The organism is Arcobacter sp. CECT 8983 (assembly GCF_004118855.1).
GTDB lineage: Bacteria > Campylobacterota > Campylobacteria > Campylobacterales > Arcobacteraceae > Halarcobacter.
Genome location: NZ_PDKF01000005.1, coordinates 25,890 through 51,636, shown reverse-complemented (window position 1 = coordinate 51,636; position 25,747 = coordinate 25,890). Strand labels below are relative to the sequence as shown.

Annotated in this window: 26 protein-coding genes; 18 read left to right on the top strand and 8 right to left on the bottom strand. The window is 27.7% G+C overall.

Features of this window, described 5'->3' with window-relative positions:
- Nucleotide 1: 1 nt before the first annotated feature.
- The 10 genes from CRV01_RS07530 to CRV01_RS07485 all read left to right on the top strand — a co-directional run bounded on the left by CRV01_RS07530 (nt 2) and on the right by CRV01_RS07485 (nt 11,993).
- Entirely contained in the window at nt 2–1,108 is a 1,107-nt protein-coding gene (locus CRV01_RS07530) for an ABC transporter substrate-binding protein (RefSeq protein ID WP_129007600.1), read from the top strand.
- Complete coding sequence (locus tag CRV01_RS07525; RefSeq protein WP_129007599.1) at nt 1,101–3,236, top strand: ATP-binding protein; 2,136 nt, start codon at nt 1,101–1,103, stop codon at nt 3,234–3,236. The genes CRV01_RS07530 and CRV01_RS07525 overlap by 8 nt, the downstream gene beginning before the upstream one ends.
- A gap of 58 nt (nt 3,237–3,294) precedes the next feature.
- Complete coding sequence (locus tag CRV01_RS07520) at nt 3,295–5,871, top strand: ATP-dependent Clp protease ATP-binding subunit (protein WP_129007598.1); 2,577 nt, start codon at nt 3,295–3,297, stop codon at nt 5,869–5,871.
- Nucleotides 5,872–5,957: 86 nt separating this feature from the next.
- Nucleotides 5,958–6,092: a 50S ribosomal protein L34 gene (gene rpmH / locus CRV01_RS07515; RefSeq protein ID WP_044417745.1), complete on the top strand. Its 135-nt coding sequence runs from the start codon at nt 5,958–5,960 to the stop codon at nt 6,090–6,092.
- On the top strand, nt 6,080–6,424 hold the full coding sequence (gene rnpA, locus CRV01_RS13930; protein WP_129007715.1) for a ribonuclease P protein component: 345 nt from the start codon (nt 6,080–6,082) through the stop codon (nt 6,422–6,424). Before rpmH ends, rnpA begins: the two co-directional genes overlap by 13 nt.
- A complete protein-coding gene (yidD, locus tag CRV01_RS07505) occupies nt 6,417–6,767 on the top strand; it encodes a membrane protein insertion efficiency factor YidD (RefSeq protein WP_129007597.1) in 351 nt (116 codons plus the stop codon). The genes rnpA and yidD overlap by 8 nt, the downstream gene beginning before the upstream one ends.
- A complete protein-coding gene (gene yidC, locus CRV01_RS07500; protein ID WP_129007596.1) occupies nt 6,757–8,364 on the top strand; it encodes a membrane protein insertase YidC in 1,608 nt (535 codons plus the stop codon). The genes yidD and yidC overlap by 11 nt, the downstream gene beginning before the upstream one ends.
- A gap of 9 nt (nt 8,365–8,373) precedes the next feature.
- Nucleotides 8,374–9,255 (top strand): Jag N-terminal domain-containing protein, encoded by an 882-nt coding sequence (locus CRV01_RS07495; RefSeq protein WP_129007595.1) that lies wholly within the window; start codon nt 8,374–8,376, stop codon nt 9,253–9,255.
- A 2-nt stretch (nt 9,256–9,257) separates the two neighbouring features.
- Nucleotides 9,258–10,598, top strand: coding sequence for a tRNA uridine-5-carboxymethylaminomethyl(34) synthesis GTPase MnmE (gene mnmE / locus CRV01_RS07490; protein WP_129007594.1), 1,341 nt, complete (start codon nt 9,258–9,260; stop codon nt 10,596–10,598).
- 156 nt (nt 10,599–10,754) lie between these two features.
- On the top strand, nt 10,755–11,993 hold the full coding sequence (locus CRV01_RS07485) for an NAD(P)/FAD-dependent oxidoreductase (RefSeq protein ID WP_129007593.1): 1,239 nt from the start codon (nt 10,755–10,757) through the stop codon (nt 11,991–11,993).
- Here the strand turns inward: CRV01_RS07485 and CRV01_RS07480 are convergent.
- Together CRV01_RS07480 and CRV01_RS07475 are read right to left on the bottom strand one after the other, a co-directional pair.
- Entirely contained in the window at nt 11,990–12,469 is a 480-nt protein-coding gene (locus CRV01_RS07480; protein ID WP_129007592.1) for a histidine phosphatase family protein, read from the bottom strand. The genes CRV01_RS07485 and CRV01_RS07480 overlap by 4 nt on opposite strands.
- An 88-nt stretch (nt 12,470–12,557) precedes the next feature.
- Nucleotides 12,558–13,046, bottom strand: a complete 489-nt coding sequence (locus CRV01_RS07475; RefSeq protein ID WP_129007591.1) for a histidine phosphatase family protein — start codon at nt 13,044–13,046, stop codon at nt 12,558–12,560.
- Between the two features lie 69 nt (nt 13,047–13,115).
- On the opposite strand from CRV01_RS07475, the gene CRV01_RS07470 reads away from it, so the two are divergent.
- Both CRV01_RS07470 and htpX read left to right on the top strand, forming a co-directional pair.
- On the top strand, nt 13,116–14,027 hold the full coding sequence (locus CRV01_RS07470) for a 5'-nucleotidase (protein WP_129007590.1): 912 nt from the start codon (nt 13,116–13,118) through the stop codon (nt 14,025–14,027).
- A gap of 57 nt (nt 14,028–14,084) precedes the next feature.
- Nucleotides 14,085–14,936: a zinc metalloprotease HtpX gene (gene htpX / locus CRV01_RS07465; protein WP_129007589.1), complete on the top strand. Its 852-nt coding sequence runs from the start codon at nt 14,085–14,087 to the stop codon at nt 14,934–14,936.
- A gap of 10 nt (nt 14,937–14,946) precedes the next feature.
- Here the strand turns inward: htpX and CRV01_RS07460 are convergent, their stop codons facing one another.
- The gene (locus tag CRV01_RS07460; RefSeq protein ID WP_129007588.1) at nt 14,947–15,537 is read right to left on the bottom strand and encodes a DUF134 domain-containing protein; all 591 of its coding nucleotides are present in this window, start codon (nt 15,535–15,537) and stop codon (nt 14,947–14,949) included.
- A gap of 368 nt (nt 15,538–15,905) precedes the next feature.
- Between CRV01_RS07460 and CRV01_RS07455 the strand changes: the two genes are divergently transcribed.
- Nucleotides 15,906–16,244, top strand: coding sequence for a hypothetical protein (locus tag CRV01_RS07455; RefSeq protein WP_129007587.1), 339 nt, complete (start codon nt 15,906–15,908; stop codon nt 16,242–16,244).
- A gap of 4 nt (nt 16,245–16,248) precedes the next feature.
- On the opposite strand, the gene CRV01_RS07450 is transcribed toward CRV01_RS07455, so the two are convergent.
- Entirely contained in the window at nt 16,249–17,244 is a 996-nt protein-coding gene (locus tag CRV01_RS07450; protein WP_129007586.1) for an AraC family transcriptional regulator, read from the bottom strand.
- A 109-nt stretch (nt 17,245–17,353) separates the two neighbouring features.
- Between CRV01_RS07450 and CRV01_RS07445 the strand changes: the two genes are divergently transcribed.
- Entirely contained in the window at nt 17,354–19,423 is a 2,070-nt protein-coding gene (locus CRV01_RS07445) for a TonB-dependent receptor (protein WP_129007585.1), read from the top strand.
- A gap of 129 nt (nt 19,424–19,552) precedes the next feature.
- Here the strand turns inward: CRV01_RS07445 and aroC are convergent, their stop codons facing one another.
- The 4 genes from aroC to CRV01_RS07425 are packed head-to-tail and all read right to left on the bottom strand — an operon-like array spanning nt 19,553 to nt 22,769.
- Nucleotides 19,553–20,626 carry a chorismate synthase gene (aroC, locus tag CRV01_RS07440; protein WP_129007584.1) on the bottom strand — a complete coding sequence of 358 codons (1,074 nt, stop codon included), beginning with the start codon at nt 20,624–20,626 and terminating at the stop codon, nt 19,553–19,555.
- Nucleotides 20,626–21,303 carry a ribonuclease III gene (gene rnc / locus CRV01_RS07435; protein WP_129007583.1) on the bottom strand — a complete coding sequence of 226 codons (678 nt, stop codon included), beginning with the start codon at nt 21,301–21,303 and terminating at the stop codon, nt 20,626–20,628. The genes aroC and rnc overlap by 1 nt, the downstream gene beginning before the upstream one ends.
- A complete protein-coding gene (rnhA, locus tag CRV01_RS07430; RefSeq protein ID WP_129007582.1) occupies nt 21,296–21,745 on the bottom strand; it encodes a ribonuclease HI in 450 nt (149 codons plus the stop codon). The genes rnc and rnhA overlap by 8 nt, the downstream gene beginning before the upstream one ends.
- Nucleotides 21,720–22,769, bottom strand: coding sequence for a lipopolysaccharide assembly protein LapB (locus CRV01_RS07425; RefSeq protein WP_129007581.1), 1,050 nt, complete (start codon nt 22,767–22,769; stop codon nt 21,720–21,722). Before CRV01_RS07425 ends, rnhA begins: the two co-directional genes overlap by 26 nt.
- A gap of 81 nt (nt 22,770–22,850) precedes the next feature.
- On the opposite strand from CRV01_RS07425, the gene dnaG reads away from it, so the two are divergent.
- The 4 genes from dnaG (at nt 22,851) to rpmA (ending at nt 25,620) form a co-directional block, all read left to right on the top strand.
- Nucleotides 22,851–24,485, top strand: a complete 1,635-nt coding sequence (gene dnaG, locus CRV01_RS07420) for a DNA primase (protein ID WP_129007580.1) — start codon at nt 22,851–22,853, stop codon at nt 24,483–24,485.
- Nucleotides 24,486–24,544: 59 nt separating this feature from the next.
- Entirely contained in the window at nt 24,545–24,928 is a 384-nt protein-coding gene (locus tag CRV01_RS07415; protein ID WP_129007579.1) for a Rid family detoxifying hydrolase, read from the top strand.
- A 103-nt stretch (nt 24,929–25,031) separates the two neighbouring features.
- The gene (gene rplU / locus CRV01_RS07410; RefSeq protein WP_129007578.1) at nt 25,032–25,349 is read left to right on the top strand and encodes a 50S ribosomal protein L21; all 318 of its coding nucleotides are present in this window, start codon (nt 25,032–25,034) and stop codon (nt 25,347–25,349) included.
- Between the two features lie 16 nt (nt 25,350–25,365).
- Nucleotides 25,366–25,620 carry a 50S ribosomal protein L27 gene (gene rpmA / locus CRV01_RS07405; protein ID WP_129007577.1) on the top strand — a complete coding sequence of 85 codons (255 nt, stop codon included), beginning with the start codon at nt 25,366–25,368 and terminating at the stop codon, nt 25,618–25,620.
- Nucleotides 25,621–25,747: the final 127 nt, after the last annotated feature.

The window sequence follows — 25,747 nt, the reverse complement described above, 5'->3', positions numbered from 1 at the left end:
CATGAAAAAGCTTTTGATTTTATTTTTAGCAATAACTATTTTTATAGTAACAGTATCAATAGTGTTTTTTAAAGAAGAAAAGATTCTTAAAATAGGTTTTATAGGTGCTTTAAGTGGTAAATACTCTATATTAGGAAATGCAATGGTAAATGGAATACTTCTTGCATTTGAAGAAATTGATTATGAAATTAATGAAAGAAAAATTGAAATTATTTTTAGAGATGATAAGCAAGATGAAGATTTGACAAAAAGTATTATAAAAGATTTTATAGCTGAAGATATAAAAATCATTATTGGGAATGTTACAAGTTCTATGAGTAAAGTATCTATGTCTATAATAAATAATTATGATGATATATTTATGATTTCAGCCTCTTCTGCAAGTAATGAATTTTCCCAAAAAGACGATAACTTTTTTAGAGTACATGCAGCAAATAATTCAGAAAGATTTGATTCCTTTACTGATTTTGTTATTAAAAATAAATTTAAAAGAATTTATGGAATATATGACCCCTATAATGAAACTTATACAAAAGATTATCTGACAAATTTTGAAAAAAACTTAATTTCAAAAGGTGAGCAAGGTCTTATCTCTTTTTCTAAAACAAATACAAATTTAGATTTATTAGTAGAGGATATAAAAGAAAAAGAACCAGATTTAATATTTATCTGTGCAAATTCTGTTGATTCTGCAAGGGTAATTCAATATATTAGATTAAAAGGATTAAATACACAAATTGCCTCATCAGAATGGGCAAGAACTCCATCTTTTATTGAAAATGCAGGGAAAACAGCAGAAGGTGTTATTTTTAATATTGATTATGATGAACACTCTTCTGATAAAATATATAAAGAGTTTGTTCGTAAATATAAAAAGAAATATGGGATTTATCCATCTATGTATGCATCAAAAGCTTACGAATTAAGCAAAATAATAATTGAAATGTTAAAAAAAGGCGATGAAACACAAATAAAAAGGAATCTACTTTTACAAAAAGAGTTTGAAGGGCTACAAGGTAAAATAATATTTGATAAATATGGAGATGTGATTAGAGATTATAATAATTTTAGAGTTAAGAATGGGGAGTTTATAAAAATAGATGAATAAAATAAAGAGTTTAAAAAAAGAGATACTTCAACTTTTAGTTCTGTTTTCAATTTCTGTAATTATTATTGTTGGTATTTTAACAATATGGAAACTATATAACTCAAAAATAGAAATCATAAAACATAATCAAAATCTTGTTTTAAAGCAAGTATCTATAGAAGTTGAACAGATATTACAAGAAATAGAAGATATCTCTTTATACATTTCTGAAAACTACTCTTATAACTATTTAGTTCTTAAAAATATTGTAGAAACAAATAAAAATATATCTTCTATATTAATATTAGATAAAGAGGGAATAATAGAGGATTTCTATGCTGTTTCAAACTTAAACATATACAAAGGTTTTGATTACTCTAATAAAAACTATTTTAAAAAGGTAAAGAACTATAAAAAATATTATTGGAGTAATGTCTTTTTATCTTCAGTAGATGAAGAACCAACTATTTCATATAGTTTTAAAATGCAAGATAAAATTGGTGTAATTATGATTAAATTAACAGAGTTATCAAACTTTATACAAAGATTTAAAAATACTGATAACTCTCATATGTTAAGAATTTTTGATGAAACAGGAATTATGATTTTAAATCCCGATTCAAAGCAATTTGTTCTTCAACGATTTAATGCAAGTTCACTTTCAGTTTTTACAGATTTAATTAATAAAAAAGATCCTTTTACTCAAGCAATTTTTAATGGATTTACAAAAAAAGGAAAACAATTAGGAGCTTATGTAAAAGTAAAAAAAACAGCTTGGAGTATATTGGTTCGACAAAGTCACGATGATATTTTAAAATCATTAACTTCAATAATTGTTTCAATAGTTTTAGTAGTTCTTTTTTTTAGTGTTATAGCTATTTTCTTGTCTATAAAAATTTCTAAAAAAATATTTAAATCCTTTGATGATATGCAGTCAATAACTTCACAAATTGCAGATGGACATTATAATATAAAAGTAAATCAACTGCATTATGAAGAGTTAAATAACTTACTTGAAAGTTTTAATAAAATGCAAGTTGAAATTGATAAGAGAGAAGATAACTTGCAAAAATCATTAAATAGTTTTAAAGGGCTTTTTAATTCAACTATGGAGTCTATTGTTTTATCAAAAAATGGAATAATAATTGACATAAATAATGTTAGTCTAAAACTTTTTCAAGCAAATAGTAGAAAAGATTTTGTAAATAAACCAATGTTTAATTTTATAGATGAAAAATATCATAAGATAGTAAAAACTAATTTGATAAAAAACACTGAACCTTATGAAATAGAGTTAATAAAATTAAATGGTAAAAGATTTCAAGCTTTAGTTCAAGGAAAAATAATAGAGTTTGAAGGTGAGGATATCAGGTTAACTGCTGTTATAGATATTACAGAATTAAAACAAAAAGATCAACTTCTATTTCAACAAAGTAAAATGGCATCAATGGGTGAAATGATAGGTAATATTGCTCACCAATGGAGACAACCTTTAAATACAATAAGTACTTGTGCTAGTGGAATAAAGTTTGAAAAGGAGTTTGGTGTATTAGACAATGACAGGGTAGCTGATACAATGGATATAATAGTTGAAAATACTCAATTTTTGTCAAAAACAATAGATGATTTTAGAAACTTTTTTAAATCAGATAAAAAGACAGAAAAATTTGTTACAAAAATTGTAATAAAAAGAGCTCTAAAACTGTTAGATGCAAGTTTGAAAAACTATGAAATAGAACTTTTTGAAAATTATTTAGAAGAAGAATTATTATATGAAGGTTTATCAAATGAGTTTATTCAAGTATTTGTAAATATTATAAATAATTCAAAGGATGCTTTTATTGCAAATAATGTAGAAAATAGAGTTATATATATAAATGAAAAAGTAGAATCAAACAATTATATTTTAGAAATTAAAGATAATGCAGGCGGAATACCAGAACATATAATAGATAAAGTATTTGAGCCATATTTTACAACTAAGCATAAAGCACAAGGAACAGGTATAGGTTTATATATGTCACACCAAATTATTGTTGATCATATGCATGGAAGTATAATAGCTGAGAATATAAATGTTAACTATGAAAACGAACATTATCTTGGTGCTTGCTTTAGAATTTCATTACCTTTAAATAAGACTACTTGACAATAAATCACTCAAGTGCTATAATTTTATTAGCAGTTATTGATAAGGAGTGCTAAAAATGAAACAATTATTTGAAAAATTAACAAATCAGATGGCAGAAACTATTGATTCGTCAGTAGCTTTAGCTTTACATAATAAAAATCAAGAAGTAGAAGTTATTCACTTTTTATGGGCTTTACTAACTAATACAAATTCAGTGTTAAATCAATTATTAAATAGAATAAATGTTGATAAAGCTAGTATTGAATTAGAAGCAAAATCTTATGCAGCAAGGTTAACTACAGTTTCTTCTTTAACAAAAGAGAATATTAAACTTTCTAGAAACTTTGTAAACTCTTTAGAGAATGCACACGGTCAAGCGACTAAACAAGGCGATAAGTTTATAGCAATAGATACTTGGCTTGTAGCAAACTTCCAAACAAATGAAGTAAAAGAGGTTTTAGGCAAATATCTTGACCTAAGAGAAGCAGTAAAAGAACTTGAAGCTATGAGAGCAGGTGCTACAGTAGATAGTGCAAGTTCTGATGAAAACTTTGATGCTTTAGAGAAATATGGAATAAATCTAAATAAAAAAGCAATCGATGGTGAGCTTGACCCAGTTATTGGAAGAGATGAGCAAATCAATAGAATGATGCAAATTCTTATTAGAAAAACAAAAAACAACCCAATTTTATTAGGTGAACCAGGAACTGGTAAAACTGCAATTGCAGAAGGACTTGCACAAAGAATAGTAAATAAAGATGTTCCAACAAGTCTACAAAATAAAAAAGTAATTACTCTTGATATGAGTGCAATGATTGCAGGGGCAAAATATAGAGGTGAATTTGAAGATAGATTAAAATCAGTTATTGATGAGGTAAAAAAAGCTGGAAATATAATTTTATTTATTGATGAGATTCATACTATTATTGGAGCAGGGGCTAGTGAAGGAAGTATGGATGCAGCAAATATCTTAAAACCTAGCCTTGCAAGAGGTGAACTTCATACAATAGGTGCAACTACACTTAAAGAGTATAGAAAGTATTTTGAAAAAGATGCAGCTATGCAAAGAAGATTCCAACCTGTAAATGTAGATGAACCAAGTGTAAATGAAGCTTTACAAATACTAAGAGGGATAAAAGAAAAATTAGAAACTCACCATAATGTAACTATTAATGATAGTGCTTTAGTTAGTGCAGCAAAATTATCAAATAGATATATTACAGATAGATTCTTGCCTGATAAAGCTATTGACTTAATTGATGAAGCAGCAGCAGAATTAAAAATGCAAATTGAGTCTGAACCAATTGCATTATCAAATATAAAAAGAAAAATCCAAACTATTAATGTAGAAAAAGAAGCATTAAAGATGGAAAAATCTAAGAAAAATAGTGAAAGATTAGAAGAGATAGAAAAAGAGTTAGCAAACTTAAATGAAGAAAAACAGTCTTTAGAATCAAGATTTGAAAATGAAAAACAAACATTTAATGCCCAAAGTACTTTAAAAGCAAAAATTGATGAACTTAAAACTAAAGCAGCAAGGGCAAAAAGAGATTCAAACTTTGAAGAGGCAGCTTCTATAGAGTATGGAGAGATTCCTCAATTAGAAGAGAAAATAAAAGAGAATCAAGAAAAATGGTCTAAAATGCAAGAAGAGGGTACTCTTTTAAGAAATTCTGTTGATGAAGAAGCAATAGCAAGTATTGTTTCAAGATGGACTGGAATTCCTGTAAATAAAATGATGGACTCAGAAAAACAAAAAGTTTTAAAAGTTGAAGAAGTTTTAAAAAAAGATGTTATAGGACAAGATGAAGCACTAAAAGCTATAAGTAGGGCAATAAAAAGAAATAAAGCAGGATTAAGTGAAGAGAGCAGACCTATTGGTTCATTTTTATTCTTAGGACCAACAGGTGTTGGTAAAACAGAGAGTGCAAAAACACTTGCAAGGTTTTTATTTGATGATGAGAAGTCTCTTATTAGATTTGATATGAGTGAATATATGGAGAAACATGCAGTATCTAGACTTATTGGTGCAGCTCCTGGTTATGTTGGATATGAAGAGGGTGGTCAATTAACAGAGGCAGTTAGAAGAAAACCTTATAGTGTAATTTTATTTGATGAGATTGAAAAAGCTCATCCAGATGTATTTAATATTCTATTACAAGTATTAGATGATGGAAGATTAACAGACAACAAAGGTGTAACTGTTGACTTTAAAAATACAATTATAATATTGACTTCAAATATAGGAAGTTCTAAGATAATTGAGATTGATGATAAAGAAAATAGAAGAAAAGAAGTACTAAATGATTTAAAATCTCACTTTAGACCAGAGTTTTTAAATAGACTTGATGATATAATCATTTTTGAACAATTAGGATTAGATGCAATTACAAACATTGTAGATATTATGTTTGATTCGATTAAGAAAAAAGTTGAACAAAAAGATATCAATATTTCATTAACTCCTAGTGCAAGAGAGTATATTGCAAAAATTGGATTTGACCCTGTATATGGAGCAAGACCATTAAGAAGAGCAATATATGAAATAGTTGAAGATAAGTTAGCAGATTTAATTTTAGAAGATGAAATTACCGAAGGTTCGGCTGTTGAGTTTGATTTTAAAGATGAAAAAGTTGTAGTAAATATAAAATAGATATTTTGAAGCACTTAAACTAAACAAAATTTAAGTATAGTTTAAATATAATACGCGACTTAATTTGTGAATAGAGGACATAGAATATGAAAAGAACATATCAACCACATAACACGCCAAGAAAAAGAACGCATGGTTTTAGAATCAGAATGAAAACTAAAAACGGTAGAAAAGTTATCAAAGCTAGAAGAGCTAAAGGTAGAAAAAGATTAGCTGTTTAAGTAAATCGCACCGTCTTAATAATTCAAGAGATTTTAATCAACTTTACAAAAGCGGCAAGAAGTGGCATACGCACACTTTTGTCGCTTTTTTTTCGTCTGGTGAAAATTTTAACTTAGCATTTGTAGCTTCTAAAAAAGTTGGAAATGCAGTTAAAAGAAGTGAAGCGAAAAGAAAGCTTAGAGCCCTGTGTTTAAAGTTTGAAGATAAACTAAAAACTGGTAAATACATTTTTGTAGCAAAAGAAAGACTTTTTGAAAAAGATTTCAAAACTTTAGAAAAAGATTTTATGTATGCTATGAAAAAACTTCAACTACTAAAAGCAGATGAATAAAATAATTAAGTATTTGATAAAGTTTTATCAAAAATATCTATCTGTAATATCTTTTGGGTCTTGTAGATATTACCCAACTTGTTCTAATTATGCCATTTGGCAATATGAAAACAATACTTTTTTTAAGGCAACTTATTTTACAATATCACGGATATTAAAATGTAATCAACTTTTTGCTGGTGGATTCGATTATCCAGTTGTAAAAATTGTTAGACATAACAATATCAATTTTAAAAAAATTAAAATTAAATATTGGCTAGTTCCAATAGACAATAACAAATACCTCATAGTAAAAAATCGGGAGTGGAAAAACAATAATGGTGAACAACAGTATGAACAATAATAACGGTATGCAAAAAAGAATGCTTATAATGACACTTGTAGTGTTTGTATTTTTTATAGCTTATGAATTTTTAGTATTAAAGCCTCAACAAGAAGCAAAAACAAAACAACAACAAGTAGCAAAAGAGCAACAAAAAAATACTGCGCCAGATATAGCAGTTAATGCAGATGTTAATTCAATCTCTCAATCTCAAGATAATACTGATAATTCAATTTCAGCTTTATCAACTAAAGCAATAGGTTCTTCTAATATTTTAACAACAATAAAAACTAAAACAAATATTATTGAAATTGATAAATTAGGTAGAGTAGCTCAAGTAACATTAGAAGATGTAAAGTATAAAGATGAAAATAGTGATCAAATTAAACTTTTTGAAGCAAATCAATTAAGACCCTTAGAAGTTAGATTTGCAAATGCAGATATTAATGATGAAGCCTTTAAAGTAAATTATGAAACTACTGCAACAAATGTTGATGCAACAAGAACAGCTCAGAAATTTATTCTTGTTCAAAAATTATCAGGTCTTACTTTAACTAAAAACTTTACAGTTTATCCAAATGGTCATTATGATTTAAAAATCACATCAAGTAAAAAAGATGAACAATATTTTGTAACAAATGGATTTAGACCAAATGTATTAGCTGATATGTATGCTGACCATGGTTTATATGTAAAACAAAATGATGGAACTATGGATTTAACAAAAGATGAAGACCTAGAAAAAGTTAAAACTTATACTGGAATCAAATTTGTTTCAAGTTTTGATAGATATTACGCAACTGTAATTTACAACTTCAACAACTCTTTACAAGTTTCATTAATGCCTGATGCAAATAGTAATCCTCAAGGGTTTATTCATGTAAAAGATAGTATTAATTTTTCTGGATACATTGGTCCAAAGAACTTTAATGATTTAAAAGCTTTACATCCTGAATTAACAGATGTTATTGAGTATGGATGGTTTACATTTATTGCAAAACCTATGTTCAAATTATTACAATTTATTCAATCATATGTTGGAAACTGGGGTTGGACAATTGTTATTTTAACAATTTTAATTAAACTTGTTTTATATCCTTTATCATATAAAGGTATGGTTTCTATGAATAAGCTAAAAGAATTAGCTCCAAAAATGAAAGAAATCCAACAAAAATATAAAGATGACAAACAAAAACAATCTATGCATATGATGGAACTTTATAAAAAACACAATGCAAATCCAATGGGTGGTTGTTTACCATTAATTTTACAAATTCCTGTATTCTTTGCTATCTATAGAGTACTTTTAAATGCAATTGAGTTAAAAGGTGCTCCTTGGATTTTATGGATTCACGATTTAGCAGAAATGGATCCATATTTTGTATTACCAATTTTAATGGGTGCTTCTATGTGGTTACAACAAAGAATTACTCCAAATACAATGCAAGATGAAATGCAAAGAAAGATTTTCCAAATGTTACCAGTTATTTTTACGTTCTTCTTCTTATGGTTCCCAGCTGGTTTAACTTTATATTGGTTCGTAAACAACGTATTTACAATTTGTCAGCAATATTATATTAATAAACTATTTGAGAAACAAAGAGCTGCTAAAAAATAGGAGTCTATAATGAAAAAATTTGAAGCTAAATGTTTAGAAGAGGCTTACGAGCTAGCAACATCAGAATTTAAATGTTCTATAACAGATTTAGATATTGAAATTATTCAACAGCCAAGTAAAGGATTTCTTGGCTTTGGTAAAAAAACTGCTATTATTACTGCAACTTCAAGAAAAAGAAAAAGAGATAATAGAAGACAAAGAGAACAAAGTTTTAGAAAAAAAGATATCAAAATTGAAGATGTTTCTAAAAGAATTGAAGATTCAAATAGAAATGAAAATGAACAAAAAGTTTCAAATACTAAAAAAGCAGAAAAAAAATTAAGAGATGTTCCTAATGTTGATTCAAAAGAAAAGATCTTTGATAACTTCTATAGTGAATCAGAAAAACAAAGTGAAATCTCAAAAATCATTGTAAAAAAAGAATCACAAGAAATTTTGCGAGAAGTTAAAGATGGACTTAATTTGCTTTTTGCTGATACTTGTTATGGTATAGACAATATAAAAGTTGAATTTTATGATGAAAACACTCTTTATATAGAGTTCACAGGTGCTGATAGCGCTTTACTTATTGGTAAAGAAGGTTATAGATATAAAGCTTTATCATATATTTTATTTAACTGGATTAATGAAAAATATGGACTTATGCTAAGACTTGAAGTAGCAGAATTCTTAAAAAATCAAGAAGCTGCAATTCATACTTACTTAGAGCCTGTAATTGAAATAATTAAAGAAAAAGGTTCTTATAAAACAAAACCTCTTGACGGTATTTTAGTACATATTGCACTAAAAAAACTAAGAGAAGAATTCCCTGATAAATATGTGGCTGTGAAAACAAACATCAGAGGAGACAAATACGTACTTGTAAATGAGTACAGAAGCAAAGAGCAATAAAATTGTTTGATGATAATACAATTGTAGCCATTGCAACTGCAAATGGTGTTGGCTCAATCTCTATCGTAAGAGTTAGTGGTAAAGATGCTTTATCAATAGCTCTAAGACTTTCAAAGAAAAAAGAACTTAAACCAAGAGTTGCAACTCTTGGAACTATTTATAATACAAATGATGAAATCATAGATGAAGCACTTTTAATTTATTTTAAAAATCCACATTCTTTTACAGGTGAAGATATTGTAGAGTTTCAATGTCATGGTGGAATTGCAATTTCTAATATTATTATGGAAGAAGTTTTAAAATGTGGGGCAAGACTTGCAAATCCAGGTGAGTTTTCTAAAAGAGCTTTCTTAAATGGAAAGATTGACCTTACAAAAGCAGAAGCTATCGCTAAAATTATAGAAGCAAGAAGTGAAGATGCGGTTAAATTATTAGCAAAACAGCTAAAGGGTGAATTAACAGATTTTGTAAATGATATTAGAGAAGATTTACTTTTTATGCTTGCATATACAGAAGTAAATATTGATTATGCAGAAGAGGATTTACCAAGTGATATTTTTGAACAAATTCAAAATAAGCTTAATAAAATAGAAGAAAAACTATCAAATACCCTTGACGCAAGTAAAAGAAGAGAAGGTTTAATTGAAGGTTTTAAAGTTGCTATTGTTGGAAAACCAAATGTTGGAAAATCTTCACTTTTAAATAAACTTCTAAATTTTGATAGAGCTATTATTTCTGATATTGCTGGAACAACTAGGGACACTATTGAGGAGTCTGTTAAAATTGGAACTCATATAATCAAAATAGTTGATACTGCTGGTATTAGAGAAGCTTCTGATGTAATTGAAAAAATTGGTATTGAGAAATCTATTGAAGCAGTAAATGAAGCAGATATTGTAATTGCTCTTTTTGATAATAGCAAAGTTTTAGATGAAGAAGATAGAAAAATTATTAATCTTTTAGAAGAAAACTCTCATAAAGAAATAATTACTGTTTTAAATAAATGTGATTTAGAAAACAAATTTGAAAAAAATAGTTTAGAAAATTATGTTAGCCTAAGTACTAAAGAAACTATTACCCCTTTAATACAAAAAATAGAAGTAATATTAGACTCAAATACTCATAGTGATGATATGACTTTAGTTTCAAAAAGACAAGTAGATGAAGTAGAAAACACTTATTTTCATATAAAACAAGCATTTATACCATTGCAAACTGGGGAGTTAGAGTTTTTTGCACACCACATAGATGAAGCTTTAGCTTCTATTTCAAATATTACTAGACCATATGAACATGACCAGATGTTAGATGTTATGTTTGGTTCTTTCTGCTTAGGAAAATAATAGAAGTATTTCTTTTGATGATTTCTTCGTTATTATAAAAGTTTATAAGTCACATACTTTTAGTATGCTCCTAGCTAAACTTTTATTTCTAGCCTTGAACTAACCTAAAATAGATACTTCTATCTATACAAATTACAGTTAATGGGAAAAATTTAAATGAAAACTAATTACGATTTAGTAGTCATAGGTTCAGGGGCTGCTGGTATGATATCTGCAATTGTTGCAGCAAGAAATGGCAAAGCTGTTCTTCTATGCGAACAACAAGAGAAACTAGGTCCTAAATTAAAAGCTACAGGTGGAGGAAGATGTAACCTTACTAATACTCTTTCAAATGAAGATTTTATGAACTCATTTGGAAAAAATGGTAAGTTTATGTTTGATGCACTTAAAGATTTCAATCATCAAGACCTTATAAACTTTTTAGAACAAATTGGTGTAGAAACACATATCCCTGATGGTTTTAAAGTATTTCCAGTTACTCATAACTCTTCAACTATAATAAAAGCTTTAGAAGAAGAACTTTTTAATGTAGGAGTAGAAGTTGCTTATAGTACAAAAGTAGATGATATAGTTTTTGAAGATAACTGTGTTAAGAAAGTTTGTACTTCAAAAGGTGAAGTTAGCACAGCAAAAGTTATTGTAGCTACAGGAGGTTTAGGTTATCCTAAGCTTGGAGCAAATGGTGATGGTTATACTTTTGCAAAAGCTTCAGGACACAAAGTAACTTCTTTACATCCTGCAATGACTCCTTTACTTACAAAAGAGACTTGGGTTGCACAATGTCGCGCTGATACAATAGCAAAAGCACAAGTTAGTATAAATATAAAAAAATACAAAAACCTTAAAAAAACAGGAGATTTAATCTTTACAAACAAAGGTGTAAGGGGTCCAGTTGTTTTAGATTTTTCAAGGGAGATTACTCCTTTACTTGAGAAGTATGGAGAAGTTCCTATTTTAATAAATATGCTAAAAGGTAAAAATGAAGAAGAACTTTTTTCATATATAAAAAAAAGAACATCAAAAAATCTAGATTTCAATATTTTAGAAACTTTAAATCCTTTATTACCAGATTCTGTTATTAAAGAGTTGAGTAAGTTAGTCCATGCTGATTATGAATTAAAGTTTAAAGAATTAAAAGGTGAAGTAAGACAAAATCTAGTAAAGATTTTAGTAAATACACCTTTAACTATTACAAATCACTTAGGTTTTGAAAGGGCTATGATTACAAGAGGAGGAATAAGTTTAAAACAAATAAATCCAAAAACAATGCAAAGTAAGCTTGTAAAAGGTTTATATTTTTGTGGTGAAGTTGTAGATTTAGATGGTCCTTGTGGAGGTTACAACTTGCAATGGTCTTTTGCAAGTGGAAACCTTGCTGGAAAACTTTTAGATTAATCAGGCTTTATGTGATAGCAAAGTTTTGCATTTGAAATATCAATAGAAGTCCAAGAATTACAATCAAACTCTATTTTTAAGCCCTCTCCCATAAGTATTTTTTCTTTTAAACCAACAAGATTAACACCAAGTGCGGTTAGTGATGGGTTATGTCCAACTATCATTAGTGTATCTACATCATCAAAAGTATAAGTGATTGATTCAATTACTTCATTAACAAAGGCTTGAAATAGTACTTCGTTGTACATAATATTCTTTTCATAACCTAGCTCTTTTGCAAGTATTTCAGCTGTTTGTTTAGTTCTAAGAGCTGGACTTGCAACTAATAAATCAGGTAAAACATTTTTTGCTTTTAATTTTTTTGAAACATTTTCTACATCTTTTAAACCTTTTGGGGTTATTTGAATGTCATAATCATCTATATTTGGATTTGAAGTATCCTTATCTGCATGTCTCATAATATAAAGTGTTTTCATTTATTTACCTAGCAATTAATTGTAATTAATCAATTTTAAATACTTTTTACTTGAAAAGTAATAAAAATAGATAGAAAAAGTAAAAGTTTTAATACTTTTTTTTAGGATATTCAAAAGATATTAGTTTTGCACTTTTTTTATTAACTTCTCTCCATGAATCACAATCAAACTCAATTTCAAGAACTCCACATGTTGGTAAGTTTTCATTGAAATCAACAAAATAAAATCCAAGCATATTTAAAGTGGGATTATGACCTATTAAAAATACAGTATCATAATCATCATTTATAAAGTTTATAATTTCAAGGGATGTTTTTAGTGAAGCCTCATATAGATGTTCATCAAAAAGTATCTTGCCTTTAAAGCTAACACCTTTTTTTATTATTTTTGCAGTTTTTTTTGTTCTATATGCAGGGCTTGATATTATTAAGTCTGGATTTGAATTTTTTTGTTTTAAAATTGTTGCCATAAAAGGAGCATTTTCTTCTCCTCTTTTATTTAAAGGTCTGTCAAAGTCTTCTAAATTTGGGTTTGACCAATCAGATTTTGCATGTCTTATTAAGTAAAGCTTTTTCATCTTTTCTCCTAAGAGAGTATATTATATCTTTTTTTGTATAATTGTCAAAGATACAAACTGGAGTATATTTTGGGTTATGATTTAGAAAAAAAATTAGTTATTGCAATCTCTTCAAGAGCTTTATTCAATTTAGAAGATGAAAATGAAATTTTTGAAAACAAAGGTCTTGATGAATATTATAAACATCAAATTGAGAAAGAAGATGAAATTATTCAAAAAGGAACAGGTTTTAGACTTGTAAAGAATCTTTTAAAAATTAATGAAGATTTTCCTGAAAAACAAGTTGAAGTAATTATTCTTTCAAGAAATAATGCTGCAACTTCTTTAAGAATAACAAAATCAATTGAAAAATATGAATTAGATATAGCTAGGTCTGCATGGAGTGGAGGAAGTGATATTTCAAAATATCTTAAACCTTTTAAGGTAGATCTTTTTTTATCTGCAAATGAAATAGATGTACAAAATGCCATAAATGAAGGAATTGCAGCAGCAAGAATCTTACCATATCAAGAAGATAAAGATAATTATTCAAATCAAGTAAAAATTGCATTTGATGGTGATGCTGTTCTTTTTTCTGAAGAGTCTGAAATTATATACAAAACTCAAGGTTTAGAAGCATTTTTAGAATACGAAAAAAAGAATGCAACTAATGCTTTACAATCTGGTCCCTTTGCTCAATTGTTAAGACTTATTTCAAGTTTACAAGATAAGTACCCTGAAGAACAAACACCTATAAGAACAGCTTTAATTACTGCTAGAAACTCTCCAGCTCATGAAAGAGTAATTAGAACACTTTCTCAATGGGGAGTTAGACTAGATGAGTCATTCTTTTTAGGTGGAGTTGATAAGTATGAAGTAGTAGAAGCTTTTGGTGCTGATATTTTCTTTGATGACCAAGACGTTCATTTAGAAAGTACTTCAAAACGAACGCCAAGTGCAAAAGTTCCTTACCACGATAATTCCATATTAAAAAAGTTATAATTATTTAAAATTTATTAATAAATAGATGTTAAAATAACAAAAACTATAAGGATAAATATGGAACAAGCAAAAACAGTATTTTTGTTAGCTCTTCTAACAGTATTATTTGTATTTATAGGTTACTCTTTTGGAGGTTCAAATGGTATGCTTATTGCTTTTCTTTTAGCAGGGGGAATGAATTTCTACGCCTACTATTATTCTGATAAGCAAGTCTTAAAGCACTATAATGCAACCCCTATAGATGATGTTTCACATCCTGTATATAGAATAACACAAAAGCTTGTGGAAAAAGCAGACTTACCAATGCCAAAGGTTTATTTAATACCAGACCATACACCAAATGCCTTTGCAACAGGAAGAAATCATGAGAATGCAGCAGTTGCAGTTACTATGGGTTTATATGAAATGTTAAATGAACAAGAGTTAGAAGGAGTAATTGCCCATGAATTATCTCATATAAAACATTATGATATTTTAATTGGAACTATAGCAGCGGTATTTGCAGGTGCAATTGCAATGATTGCAAATATTATGCAATTTGGTGCGATATTTGGAGGGAATAATAGACAAGGTGCTCATCCAATTGTTATGATAATTATGGCTATAGTTTTACCATTAGCTGCTTCAATTATTCAAATGAGTGTAAGTAGAAGTAGGGAATATATGGCAGATGAAGGTGCTGCAAGAATGACTAAAAATCCAGCAGGTCTTCAAAGTGCTTTATCAAAATTAGAAAATTATGCAAGAAGAGGGTATGAAATAAACAATGCAACTGAGCAAACAGCTCATATGTTTATTGTAAATCCTTTTTCAGGTAAAAAAACTTCATTTGGTGATTTTTTTAGAACTCATCCAACAACTGAAGATAGAATAGCTAGGTTAGAAGAGTTAAAATATGAATTTCAATAAGAGTTACCTCTTATTGAAATATATCTACTAATTTATCTTCTGTTATTTCTGCTTGTAATATTGGATAAATTCCCTTAGCAATTAAAGAAATTTTTAAATCATAATCTACATCTTCAAGTAAGAAATAGTTTGTTTTATAATCATATAAAACATCTGGCAATACGTTGCATGCAGCTTCATCTTCATTTTCAAACATTGGATTATTTATACAGTTTGAAGATTTAAGTTTATAATCTTTAATAAAATAAATCCAGATATATTTAGCAGTTGCATCTGCATATTCTAATTTTGTATTACTATTAGAGCATACTGCAATATGAAATTCATTTTTGATTTCATGTACTTTAATATTACTACCTGTAATTAATGCAAGGGAAATTTTTTTTCTAGCACTTTTAATAATTCTTGCAAAAGTAGCTCTTGATACGTTCATCTTTTTTGCAGCATCCTCTTGATACATACAAAATGAGTCCATTAAATGAATTGCTTCAAGCTCTTCATGTAGTAAAATTACATCTTGTTTAGCCTTATGATCTTTAGGTCCAAAATACTTGGACACAGGCTTTAGTTCAAGTTTTCTTTGAAGTTTTTCTCTAGCCATTTATTACCTTGTATTTTATATAATTTGATTTTAGCATAAAATATTTAAAATATACTTGACATATGCTCAAAAAGTTGTTATAATTCGGTCATATGTTCATTAAGTGATATAACATTCATTCCTACATATTTGTAAAGTAAGTTTGTGTGATCTTCTTTTTTAGTGTGACCTTTATTGGTTTCCTTATTTTACAGATTTAATATATTATATTTGCTTATATGGAATATATTTTTAAACATCAGTTACAATTGGAAATAAAAATATATAATTGTCTTTTCCCTAGTCATTACTTTTTTTCACTCTTTCTTTTTGTACTGATGTTTTGAAACTTTCTTAAATTATCCATCTATTAATAAAAAGGATCTGCTATGAATAGAATAGTATTCCCTACAAATGAAAATATGAGTTACTTATCTAAAGTAGAAAGCTCATTTGAAGAATCTAATTATCTCACTGTATTAGATGTTACAGGACAAAATATAACAGAAGTCAAGTTAATCAAAAACACTCATCCTCATACAAGTGATGATATCATAAAAGAGTGTAAAGAAAACCATTTTAATGTATTAATTCTTCCAAATAAAGAGAATCTACCTATAGAAGAGTTAAAAGAGAATGGAACTTCAGTTTTTATTGCTACAGAACATAAAAATGTATTAAGTACATTTAGTGATTTTGTGCAAGATAAACTAATAAAAGTAAAATAAATCATTAATAATAAATTTTGCGACGATTCTCTTTTTTTATTTCCAATGGAGATATTCCAAATTGTTTTTTAAATATTTTGCTAAAATGACTTGAACATTTATATCCAACTAATAAAGAGGCTTCATTTATATTTATTTCATTAAATTCAAGAAGCTCTTTAGCCTTAAATAATCTATATTCTTGCAAAAATCCATAGACTGTATTCCCAAAAACTTGTTTAAATCCTTTTTTTAATTTAAATTCATTTATTGCTGACTTATAGGCTAACTCTTTTAATGATGGAGGGTTGGTTATATTATTAATTAGAAAATTTTTAGCTCTATTTAAAGATTCTATATCTTGTGCACTTAAGTATATATCATTTATTTTACTTTGTACTTCTACAGAGTTAACACTTGCATAAATAAGTTCTAACAGTTTTGATTCTAAATATAAAGTTTGAAGTTTATCTTCTAATGAAGATGTAAGAAGTAAATCATTAAGTAATGTTTTTTGATGTTTATTAATATAATTATTAAAATTCACTTCAATAAGTTCACTTTTATATAAAGGTTCAATATCTTTATAATATTGATTATTTTGTATAAAATCTTTAAATAAGTTATTATCTAAACCAATATAATGCATTATAACTTGTTGATTTTTTTTGTGTTTAGAAAAAGATATATGCCCTGAATGTTGTTCTCCGTTTAGGCAAATATTTGAATCCCATTGCATTTCATTTTTAGTAAAGGAATCTTTCATATAAATAGTGTTTCCTGTATTAAAACTTAGAAAAGATGAATTATATGAATTACAATTTTCAAGTATGGTGTCTTCATAAAAATTTGCAACAAAAGAAGAATAGATAATTCCAAATCCTGTACTAAAATGGTTAACATTTATTTTTCCAAAATCATCATTTATAAAAATATTATTTTTCCCTCTATTACTGTTGGGATAACACAACTTTTTGCAAATAGTATCCCAAAGTTCATTTGATGAAATGTATCTACTCATTTATTACCTTTAGTCATAAAAATATTCCTTTTAAACATATATAAATATTGATAATTAGTATTAATTAAAATATAATAATACTTAAATTACTATTAATATAGGAGAATAGATGTATTTAAAAAAAGAATTAAAAATCTTTTTATTTGTATTAATTAATTGTCAAGTTATTTTTGCAAGTAATTCAATTAATAAACTAGATGAGATCACAGTAACTGCTAATAAAGTAGAAGAAAATATTAAAGATGTACCTCAAAGTATCACAATAATTGATGAAGAGAGTATTGAAATGCAAGGTATAAAAAGTGTTTCTGATGTAATAAAGATAATTCCTAATATGTATATGAATCCTGAAAACCATGGAGGAGCTATAAATTTTAGGGGTTTAAATACTTCAATGTTTACTAATTCAAATCCAATTGTAATTTATGTGGATGGCGTCCCAACAAGTAGTAGAAATGCATTTGAGATTTCTATGGAAAACATAGAAAAGATTGAAGTATTAAGAGGACCACAAGGAACCTTATATGGAAAGGATGCAATTGGAGGAGTTATTAATATAATAACAAAATCACCATCTAATGAAATAAATGGAAGTATTGGCTTTGAATATGGAAGTAATAACTATAATATAGAGACTTTTAATCTAAATACTCCAATACTTAAAGATAAACTTTTTCTAAATTTAAATTCTCAATTATCTTCTGATGATGGTTGGATTACAAATAGTTATGATAATAATGATAAAGCTGCAAAAGAAAGAAGTTATAAATTCGGCTCATCTTTATATTTTAAAGTTACTGATAACTTTTCTACAAAATTAGTAGTTAAAAAGGAAAAAACAAAAAATTATTGGGGAAATTATAGCGTCTTACAAAATGTAGTGAGTTTAGATCAATTTAGTAAGAAATCTGTTGAAAATAGTAACTTTGATATGCCTACAATTGAAAAAAATGAAATAGATACTCAGAGTTTAAATTTAAAATATGAAACGGATAATTATCTTTTTGAAGCTATTACATCACATAAAAATACAGATTTTAAAAGTACTTATGATATTGATTTTACAGCTAACACCACTCTTGATGGCTCTTTTATGACTAGAAATACTAATACTGAGACTTATTCTAATGAAATAAGAGTATCAAATAAGGGTGAAAATATTAAATGGATAGGAGGATTGTATTATGACTCTGACAAAATTGAAGAAGACCCTTATAGTCAAACCCTTTATATGTCAGGAGTAAAAGCTGCATATGCAAATGCAATTTCAACTAGTAATAATGACACTAGTGCAATATTCTCCCAAATGATTATACCTTTAAATAATAATATTGATTTTACACTAGGAGGTAGGTATCAAAGAATAAAAAAAGATATAGATATGAAGGTGAATAACGGCACTTCAAGTTTTGATTTTAATGCTGATAAGACTTGGGATGTCTTTATTCCAAAGGGTGCTTTGTCTTATAAAATAAATGACAATTTTACTACTTATTTTTCTATTTCAAAGGGCTATATGGCAGGTGGATTTAATAGCTTTGCCTCTTCTTCAAATGAAAAGAATAATAGGTTTGAACCACAAGAATCTATAAACTATGAAATTGGAGTAAAGAGTATTTTTGATGATCTTATCTTAAATGCATCAATATTTAGAATGAATATTAATGATATTCATATTTATAAACAAGTATTAGGAAATTATTATACAGATAATGCCAATAAAGCTCATTCTCAAGGTATAGAGTTTGATTTTACTTATCTTCCAACTGATACAATAGAGATAAATGGAGCATTTGGTTTTATAGATACGAAGTATGATTCATATGATGCAGGTGATTATAATTTTAGTGGAAATAAAATAGAAAATACTCCTTCTCATACAGCAAGTTTAAGTATTACATATTACAATCCAAATGGTTTTTATGCAAGAGGTGATATAAAAAATCAAGGTTCTTTATATTTTTATGATGATAGACAAAAAGAATTTTTAAAAAATAAAGGCTATACGACATTAGATGCTAAAATTGGTTATAAATATTCAGGTTTTGATATTTATGCTTTTGCTAAAAATTTAACAAATGAAAAATATATAACATATTATCAATCAAGTTCACTTGTCTCTCTTGCAACATATGCTGATGAGAGGGTTATTGGAGTAGGAATTAAGTATAAATTCTAAATAGGATAAAATACAAGCAAAGTATTAGTAAAAAAAGCGGGCAAAACCCGCTGTCCTTTCAACTTGACCAAAGTAAAGGATTAAATAAATACTACAAAAAGAATCTTAAAAAATAAGTAAATCATCTAATTAATTATAAACTTTTTTAATATTTTCAATTTTACTACTCATATTTAATAGTAACATATCTGCAATAACTAAAGACATCATTGATTCAGCAACAACACTTCCTCTTATAGCAACACAAGGATCATGTCTTCCTTTTAATTCACAATCAACTTCATTGTTGTTTACATCAATAGTCTCTTGTTTAATAAAAATAGATGGTGTTGGTTTAAAATATACTTTTGTATCAATATCTGCACCAGTACTAATACCACCTAAAATACCACCACTATGATTAGTTTTAAAACCATCAGCTCTCATTTGGTCATTATTTTCATTACCTTTTTTAGAGCTTGATTCAGTTCCCTCTCCAATTTCAACAGCTTTTACAGCATTGATTCCCATCATAGCATTAGCAATTTGTGCATCAAGTCTGTTGTATAGAGGTTCCCCAAGACCAGCAGGAGCATTTTTAACTCTTACAAAAGCAACTCCACCAACTGAGTTATGATCTTTTTTTGCATTTATAATAGCTTCTTTTTGGAACTCTTCTTTATTTTTGTCTAAAGTGTATATTTCCGATGTTTTAGCAAATTCAAAATCAAGTTTTGAAGATTTGATACCATCAATTTCACAAATACCACTTACAACTTCAATATTTAATTCTTTTAGTAAAAGTTTTGCAATAGCACCAGCTGCAACTCTTGCAGCTGTTTCTCTAGCAGAACTTCTTCCTCCACCTCTGTAGTCTCTAACTCCATACTTTTCAAAATATGTAAAATCCGCATGACCAGGTCTAAATAGATCTTTTACATTTGTATAATCTCTACTTTTTTGGTTTTCATTAAAAATAACCATAGAAATAGGAGTACCTGTTGTTTTACCTTCAAATACACCACTTAAAATTTCTACTTTGTCTGACTCTTTTCTAGGAGTTGCATAAGCATTTTGTCCAGGCTTTCTTCTATCCATTTCTGCTTGAATAAAAGACTCATCTATATTAATCCCAGCAGGAACTCCATCAACAATACATCCTAAAGCTCTTCCATGACTTTCTCCAAAAGTAGTAAACTTTAGTTTATTTCCAAAACTATTCATTAAACATTTCCTTTTAGCTTATCAATTGCTATTTTTGCAACTGCTTGTTGGGCTAATTTTTTACTTTTTCCTATGGCTTTACCATAAGATTTTCCATCAATCCAAATTGATACTTCAAACTCTTTTTTATGATCAGGTCCATAAGAACCTTCAATCTTATATTCAGGAATTGTTCCAAATTGTGCTTGAGTAATCTCTTGTAAAGCAGTTTTATAGTCACTAAATAGTACATCAAGATTGATTTTGTCATATGATTCTTCTAAAAGTTTTAAAATAATAGGTTTTAAAACCTCTAAGCCTGATTCTAAATATATTGCACCCATGATTGCTTCAAAAGCATCAGAAAGAATAGAAGCTTTACTTCTACCTTTGTTTCTTTCTTCTGCATTTGAAATAAAAATATAATCACCTAACTTAATTTGATTGGCAAGTTTTGTAAAACCTGTTTCATTTACTAAACTAGCTCTTATTTTAGAAAGTTCACCTTCATTTGATTTAGGGAACTTTTTAAATAAATATTCTCCAACTATTAAGTTTAATACAGCATCTCCTAAAAACTCTAGCCTTTCATTGTTATAAGGCTTTTTATAGCTTTTATGAGTAAGTGCTTCGATTATCAGATCCTTGTTTTTAAACTGATAATCCAAACACTTCTCTAATTTTGAATAATCATCCATTATTCTCTCCTTTTAATTTTTCCGCTTCAGTTCGTGCAAGTATATCACATCTTTCATTATGAAAATGTCCTGCATGCCCTTTAACCCAATTTGCTATTATAGTGTGTTTTTCTGAAACATTTATATATTCTTGCCATAATTCAACATTTTTTACTGGTTTTTTTGCAGAAGTCTTCCAATTGTTTCTAACCCACCCATTTAACCATTCATTTATACCTTTAACTACATAAGTAGAATCTGAAATAATATTAACTTTACAAGGCTGTTTTAAAGCCTTAAGTCCTTCAATTACACCTTTAAGTTCCATTTGGTTATTTGTAGTATTATCTTGAGCTCCACTAAGCTCTTTTTCAGTTCCTTTGTACTCTAAGATTGTACCCCAGCCACCAGGTCCTGGGTTTCCTAAAGAGGAACCATCACTGTAGAGATTGATTTCTTTCAACTAAATCCTTTGTTAGATGGTGTTTTACATCAAATGTTAATATACTTTGGCAGTTTGGACATCTAGCTTCAAACATAGGATGAATATGTTTACATGAAGAACAAATAAACTCAAAATCAATTGTTGCCGGAATTTTATGTTCATGATTATTAAGTGCAATCAAAATATCAAAAACAAAATCATCACTATGATTTATATTGTTTAAGTATCCTTTTGCATTAAATAGTTCTGTTAAAAATTTATCTTCTGAAATCTTTTCAAAATCTATGTCTTCAAAATTTAAATACCACATTAAATCAGTTAGTTTTGTAGTATCAAAAAGTTTTATATTTTCCCAAAAGAACTCTTTATTATATGTTAGATAAAACTTAGCGATTAATCTTTGAACTTGTGGGGTTTCTTTTAAAACATCAAATAGTTCCATGCTCTTTTTTTCAAAAGATTTTACTGGGTCATTTATTATTATCAGAGTTTCAATAAATAGTTTATCATTAGAGATTGTTTCTCCAAGTTCATCTAAACAATCTATGATCTCTTTTGCACTTTTATAGTCATTTAGTTTTTCATTTACAACAAGTAAATATTTTAAAGCATGGGTATTTCTAGGTGAAAACTTTAAGATTTTTAGAAAAATCTCTTTTGCCCTTTGCATAAAACCACCTTTAAAATAAGTGGTTCCTAGTAGCTCTAAAAGCTCTTCTTTTTTTACTCTATCTGTAACATGTTCTAAAAGTGCAAGATAAACAGAAATTGCTTTATTGTAATTACCTTTATGAATAAAAGTTGATGCTAATAAAATAATAGAATCAAATGGTAGATTATAGGTTTTATATAGATGTACATAATCCTCTTCTTTTAGTTTGCCTATTTCAAATCTTTTAAGAAGTTCTCTATAATCTTTTCTTGCTCTTCTTTCTTTATAAAGAGAGAAAGAGTATGTTATAAATGAGATGGTAAAAATTAAAGTAAAAAATATAATTACACCAAATAAAGGGTCCCTATATTCAATAATAAAACTATCCAAGAAATGCCTTAATTATAAAATATTAAATATCATATCATAAAAGCACATATACTATTATAAATTTTTGGGTATAATCCCAAAATGATAACAAAAGAGTCAATTGAAAATTTAAAAAATCACCTAGATGTTGTAGATGTAATATCTCAGTTTTTAGAATTAAAAAAAAGTGGTGCAAACTTTAAAGCTTGTTGCCCCTTTCATGGTGAAGACACTCCTTCTTTTGTAGTTAGTCCTCAAAAGCAAATCTATCACTGTTTTGGATGTGGAGTAGGTGGTGACTCAATAAAGTTTGTAATGGAGTATGAAAAACTTTCTTATCCTGAAACTTTAGAAAAATTAGCTTCAATGTATAATGTTACTTTAACATATGATAATGTTAATCAACAAAGACAAGACACAAAAGTTTTAGAAGAAGCAAATAAATTTTATCAAAAGCTTTTTGTTTCAAATCAAACTGCAAAAGAGTATATAAAAAGTAGGGGAATTTCAGAGTTTTCAGTTGAAAAATTTGAAATTGGCTATGCTCCTTATTCCAATGATACAATCAACTTTTTAAAAAACAATCATCTTAATCTTGCAGAAGCAAAAGATTTAGGTCTTATTGATACAGGGCATAATGGTTTATATGCAAGATTTATTGAAAGAATAACTTTCCCTATTTATTCACAAAGTGGCAAAGTTGTTGGTTTTGGTGGAAGAACAATCTCAGGACACAATGCAAAGTATATAAATTCTCCCCAGACAAAACTATTTAACAAATCAAAACTTTTATACGGCTATAACTTAGCAAAAGAGAATATTTATAAAAAAAATAGAATGATTGTTACTGAAGGATATTTAGATGTAATTATGCTTCATCAAGCAGGATTTAATACAGCAGTTGCAACTTTAGGAACTGCACTTACAAAGGATCATTTACCTCTTTTAAGAAGAGGAGAACCTCAAATTATTTTAGCTTATGATGGAGATAAAGCAGGATTAGCTGCTGCATATAAAGCGTCTGTTATGCTTTCTCAAGGAAATTTTGAAGGTGGAGTTGTTATCTTTGGGGAAGGAAGAGATCCCGCTGATATGGTTAAAGAAGGTAAGATAGAAGAGTTAAATAAAATTTTCTCAAATCCTCAAAACTTTATTTCTTATACTATTGATTATATAATTTCAAAATATGATATAAATATTCCAAGTCAGAAACAAAAAGCATTAATAGAGACAAATGATTATTTAAAAACTTTAAGTGAATTGTACCAAGATGAATACAAAAGATATTTAGCTCAAAAGCTAAATGTAAGAGAAAATCTTATTAAAGTTAGTTCTGATGTAGTTAGACGAACTGATGTAAATTTAAGTAAAATAGATATTGCAGAACTTTGTATTATTAGGTCAATATTAGAAAATCCTAAGAGATTAGATATGGTACTTGATATTGTGGATATATCTATGTTTGAATACCATAAAAACGAGTTTGAACTTTTAATAAGTGATCCAGAAAATATATCTTTAAATGGGATTTTATTAAATGATAAACTTGAAGTTTATGATGAGCAAAGATTAAAAGAAGAGTTAATCGTATTACTTTATACTTTTTATACCAAAAAATTGACTTCTTTAAAATATGATCAAACATTAAATTTGAAAGAAAAAGGTTTTAAACTAAGAAAAGTGCAAGACAATTTAAGACAATTAAAACAAGGTAAACTTGTAAGTTACAATCTTTAATTAAATATTTAAGAAAAAAGTATATAATTTTTCTAAATTTAAGTTTTTAGGAAATATAGATGGAAAAAATCAACTCTAAAAAATTACCAGCAGCAATTGGTCCTTATTCTCAAGCTGTTAAAGCAAATGGTCTAATTTATACTTCAGGTCAAGTACCTTTAGATGTAGATGGAAATATGGTTGAAAGAGATATTAAGGTTCAAACAAGACAAGTATTTGAAAACTTAAGAAATCTACTAGATGACGCATTATGTGGTATGGATAATGTAATTAAAATAACAATTTATTTAGAAAATATGGAAGATTTTGGTGTAGTAAATGTTCTTTGTGCTGAAGCATTTGGTGAACACAAACCTGTAAGAACTACTATATCAGCTAAAGGTTTACCAATGAATTCAATGATTGTAATTGATGCAATTGCTCAACCATACGATTATTATTAAAATAAACATTTACGCTTAAAGAAACTTTAAACTACAATTGGATAGTATTTCGTCCCGTTAAAGCAAAAAGTTAATAAAGAATTGATAAGTTAGAGGAATAAATATGTACGCAATTATTAAGTGTGGTGGTAAGCAGTATAAAGTGACTGAAGGTGATGTTTTAGATATCGATTATACTGGTCAAGCTGCTAAAGAAACTCTTGAAATCACTGATGTTTTAGCTGTTAATGATGGTGAATTAAAAACTGGTGATGCTGTTTCTTCTGCAAAAGTTGAAGCAGAGGTTGTATTAGATGGAACTGGTGTAAATAGAGCTAAAAAAGTTATCATTTACAAAAAAAGAAGAAGAAAAGATTCTAAGTTAAAAAGAGGTTTCAGAAAGAGCTTCACTAAAATTAGAATTACTAAAATCGCTGCATAATTTAAGGAGATAAGAAATGGCTCACAAGAAAGGTCAAGGAAGTACTCAAAATAATAGAGATTCAGCTGGAAAAAGACTTGGTGTTAAAAAATTTGGTGGAGAAACAGTAAGAGCTGGTAACATCATTATTAGACAAAGAGGTACAAAAGTACACTGTGGAGAAAATGTAGGAATCGGAAGAGATCATACAATTTATGCACTAATTGATGGTGTAGTTAAATTTGACGTGAAAAGTAAAACTAGAAAAAAAGTTTCTGTATACGCTTCATAAAAAGTTTAATTAAAACAATTTTCTCAAAAGGGTGTAGTGCATTTTGCCTACACCCTTTTTTAATATAAAGAAATTATAGGTTCCTTGTAAGATCCCTTCTTAATAATGGGTTTTATAAGGAGCCTTA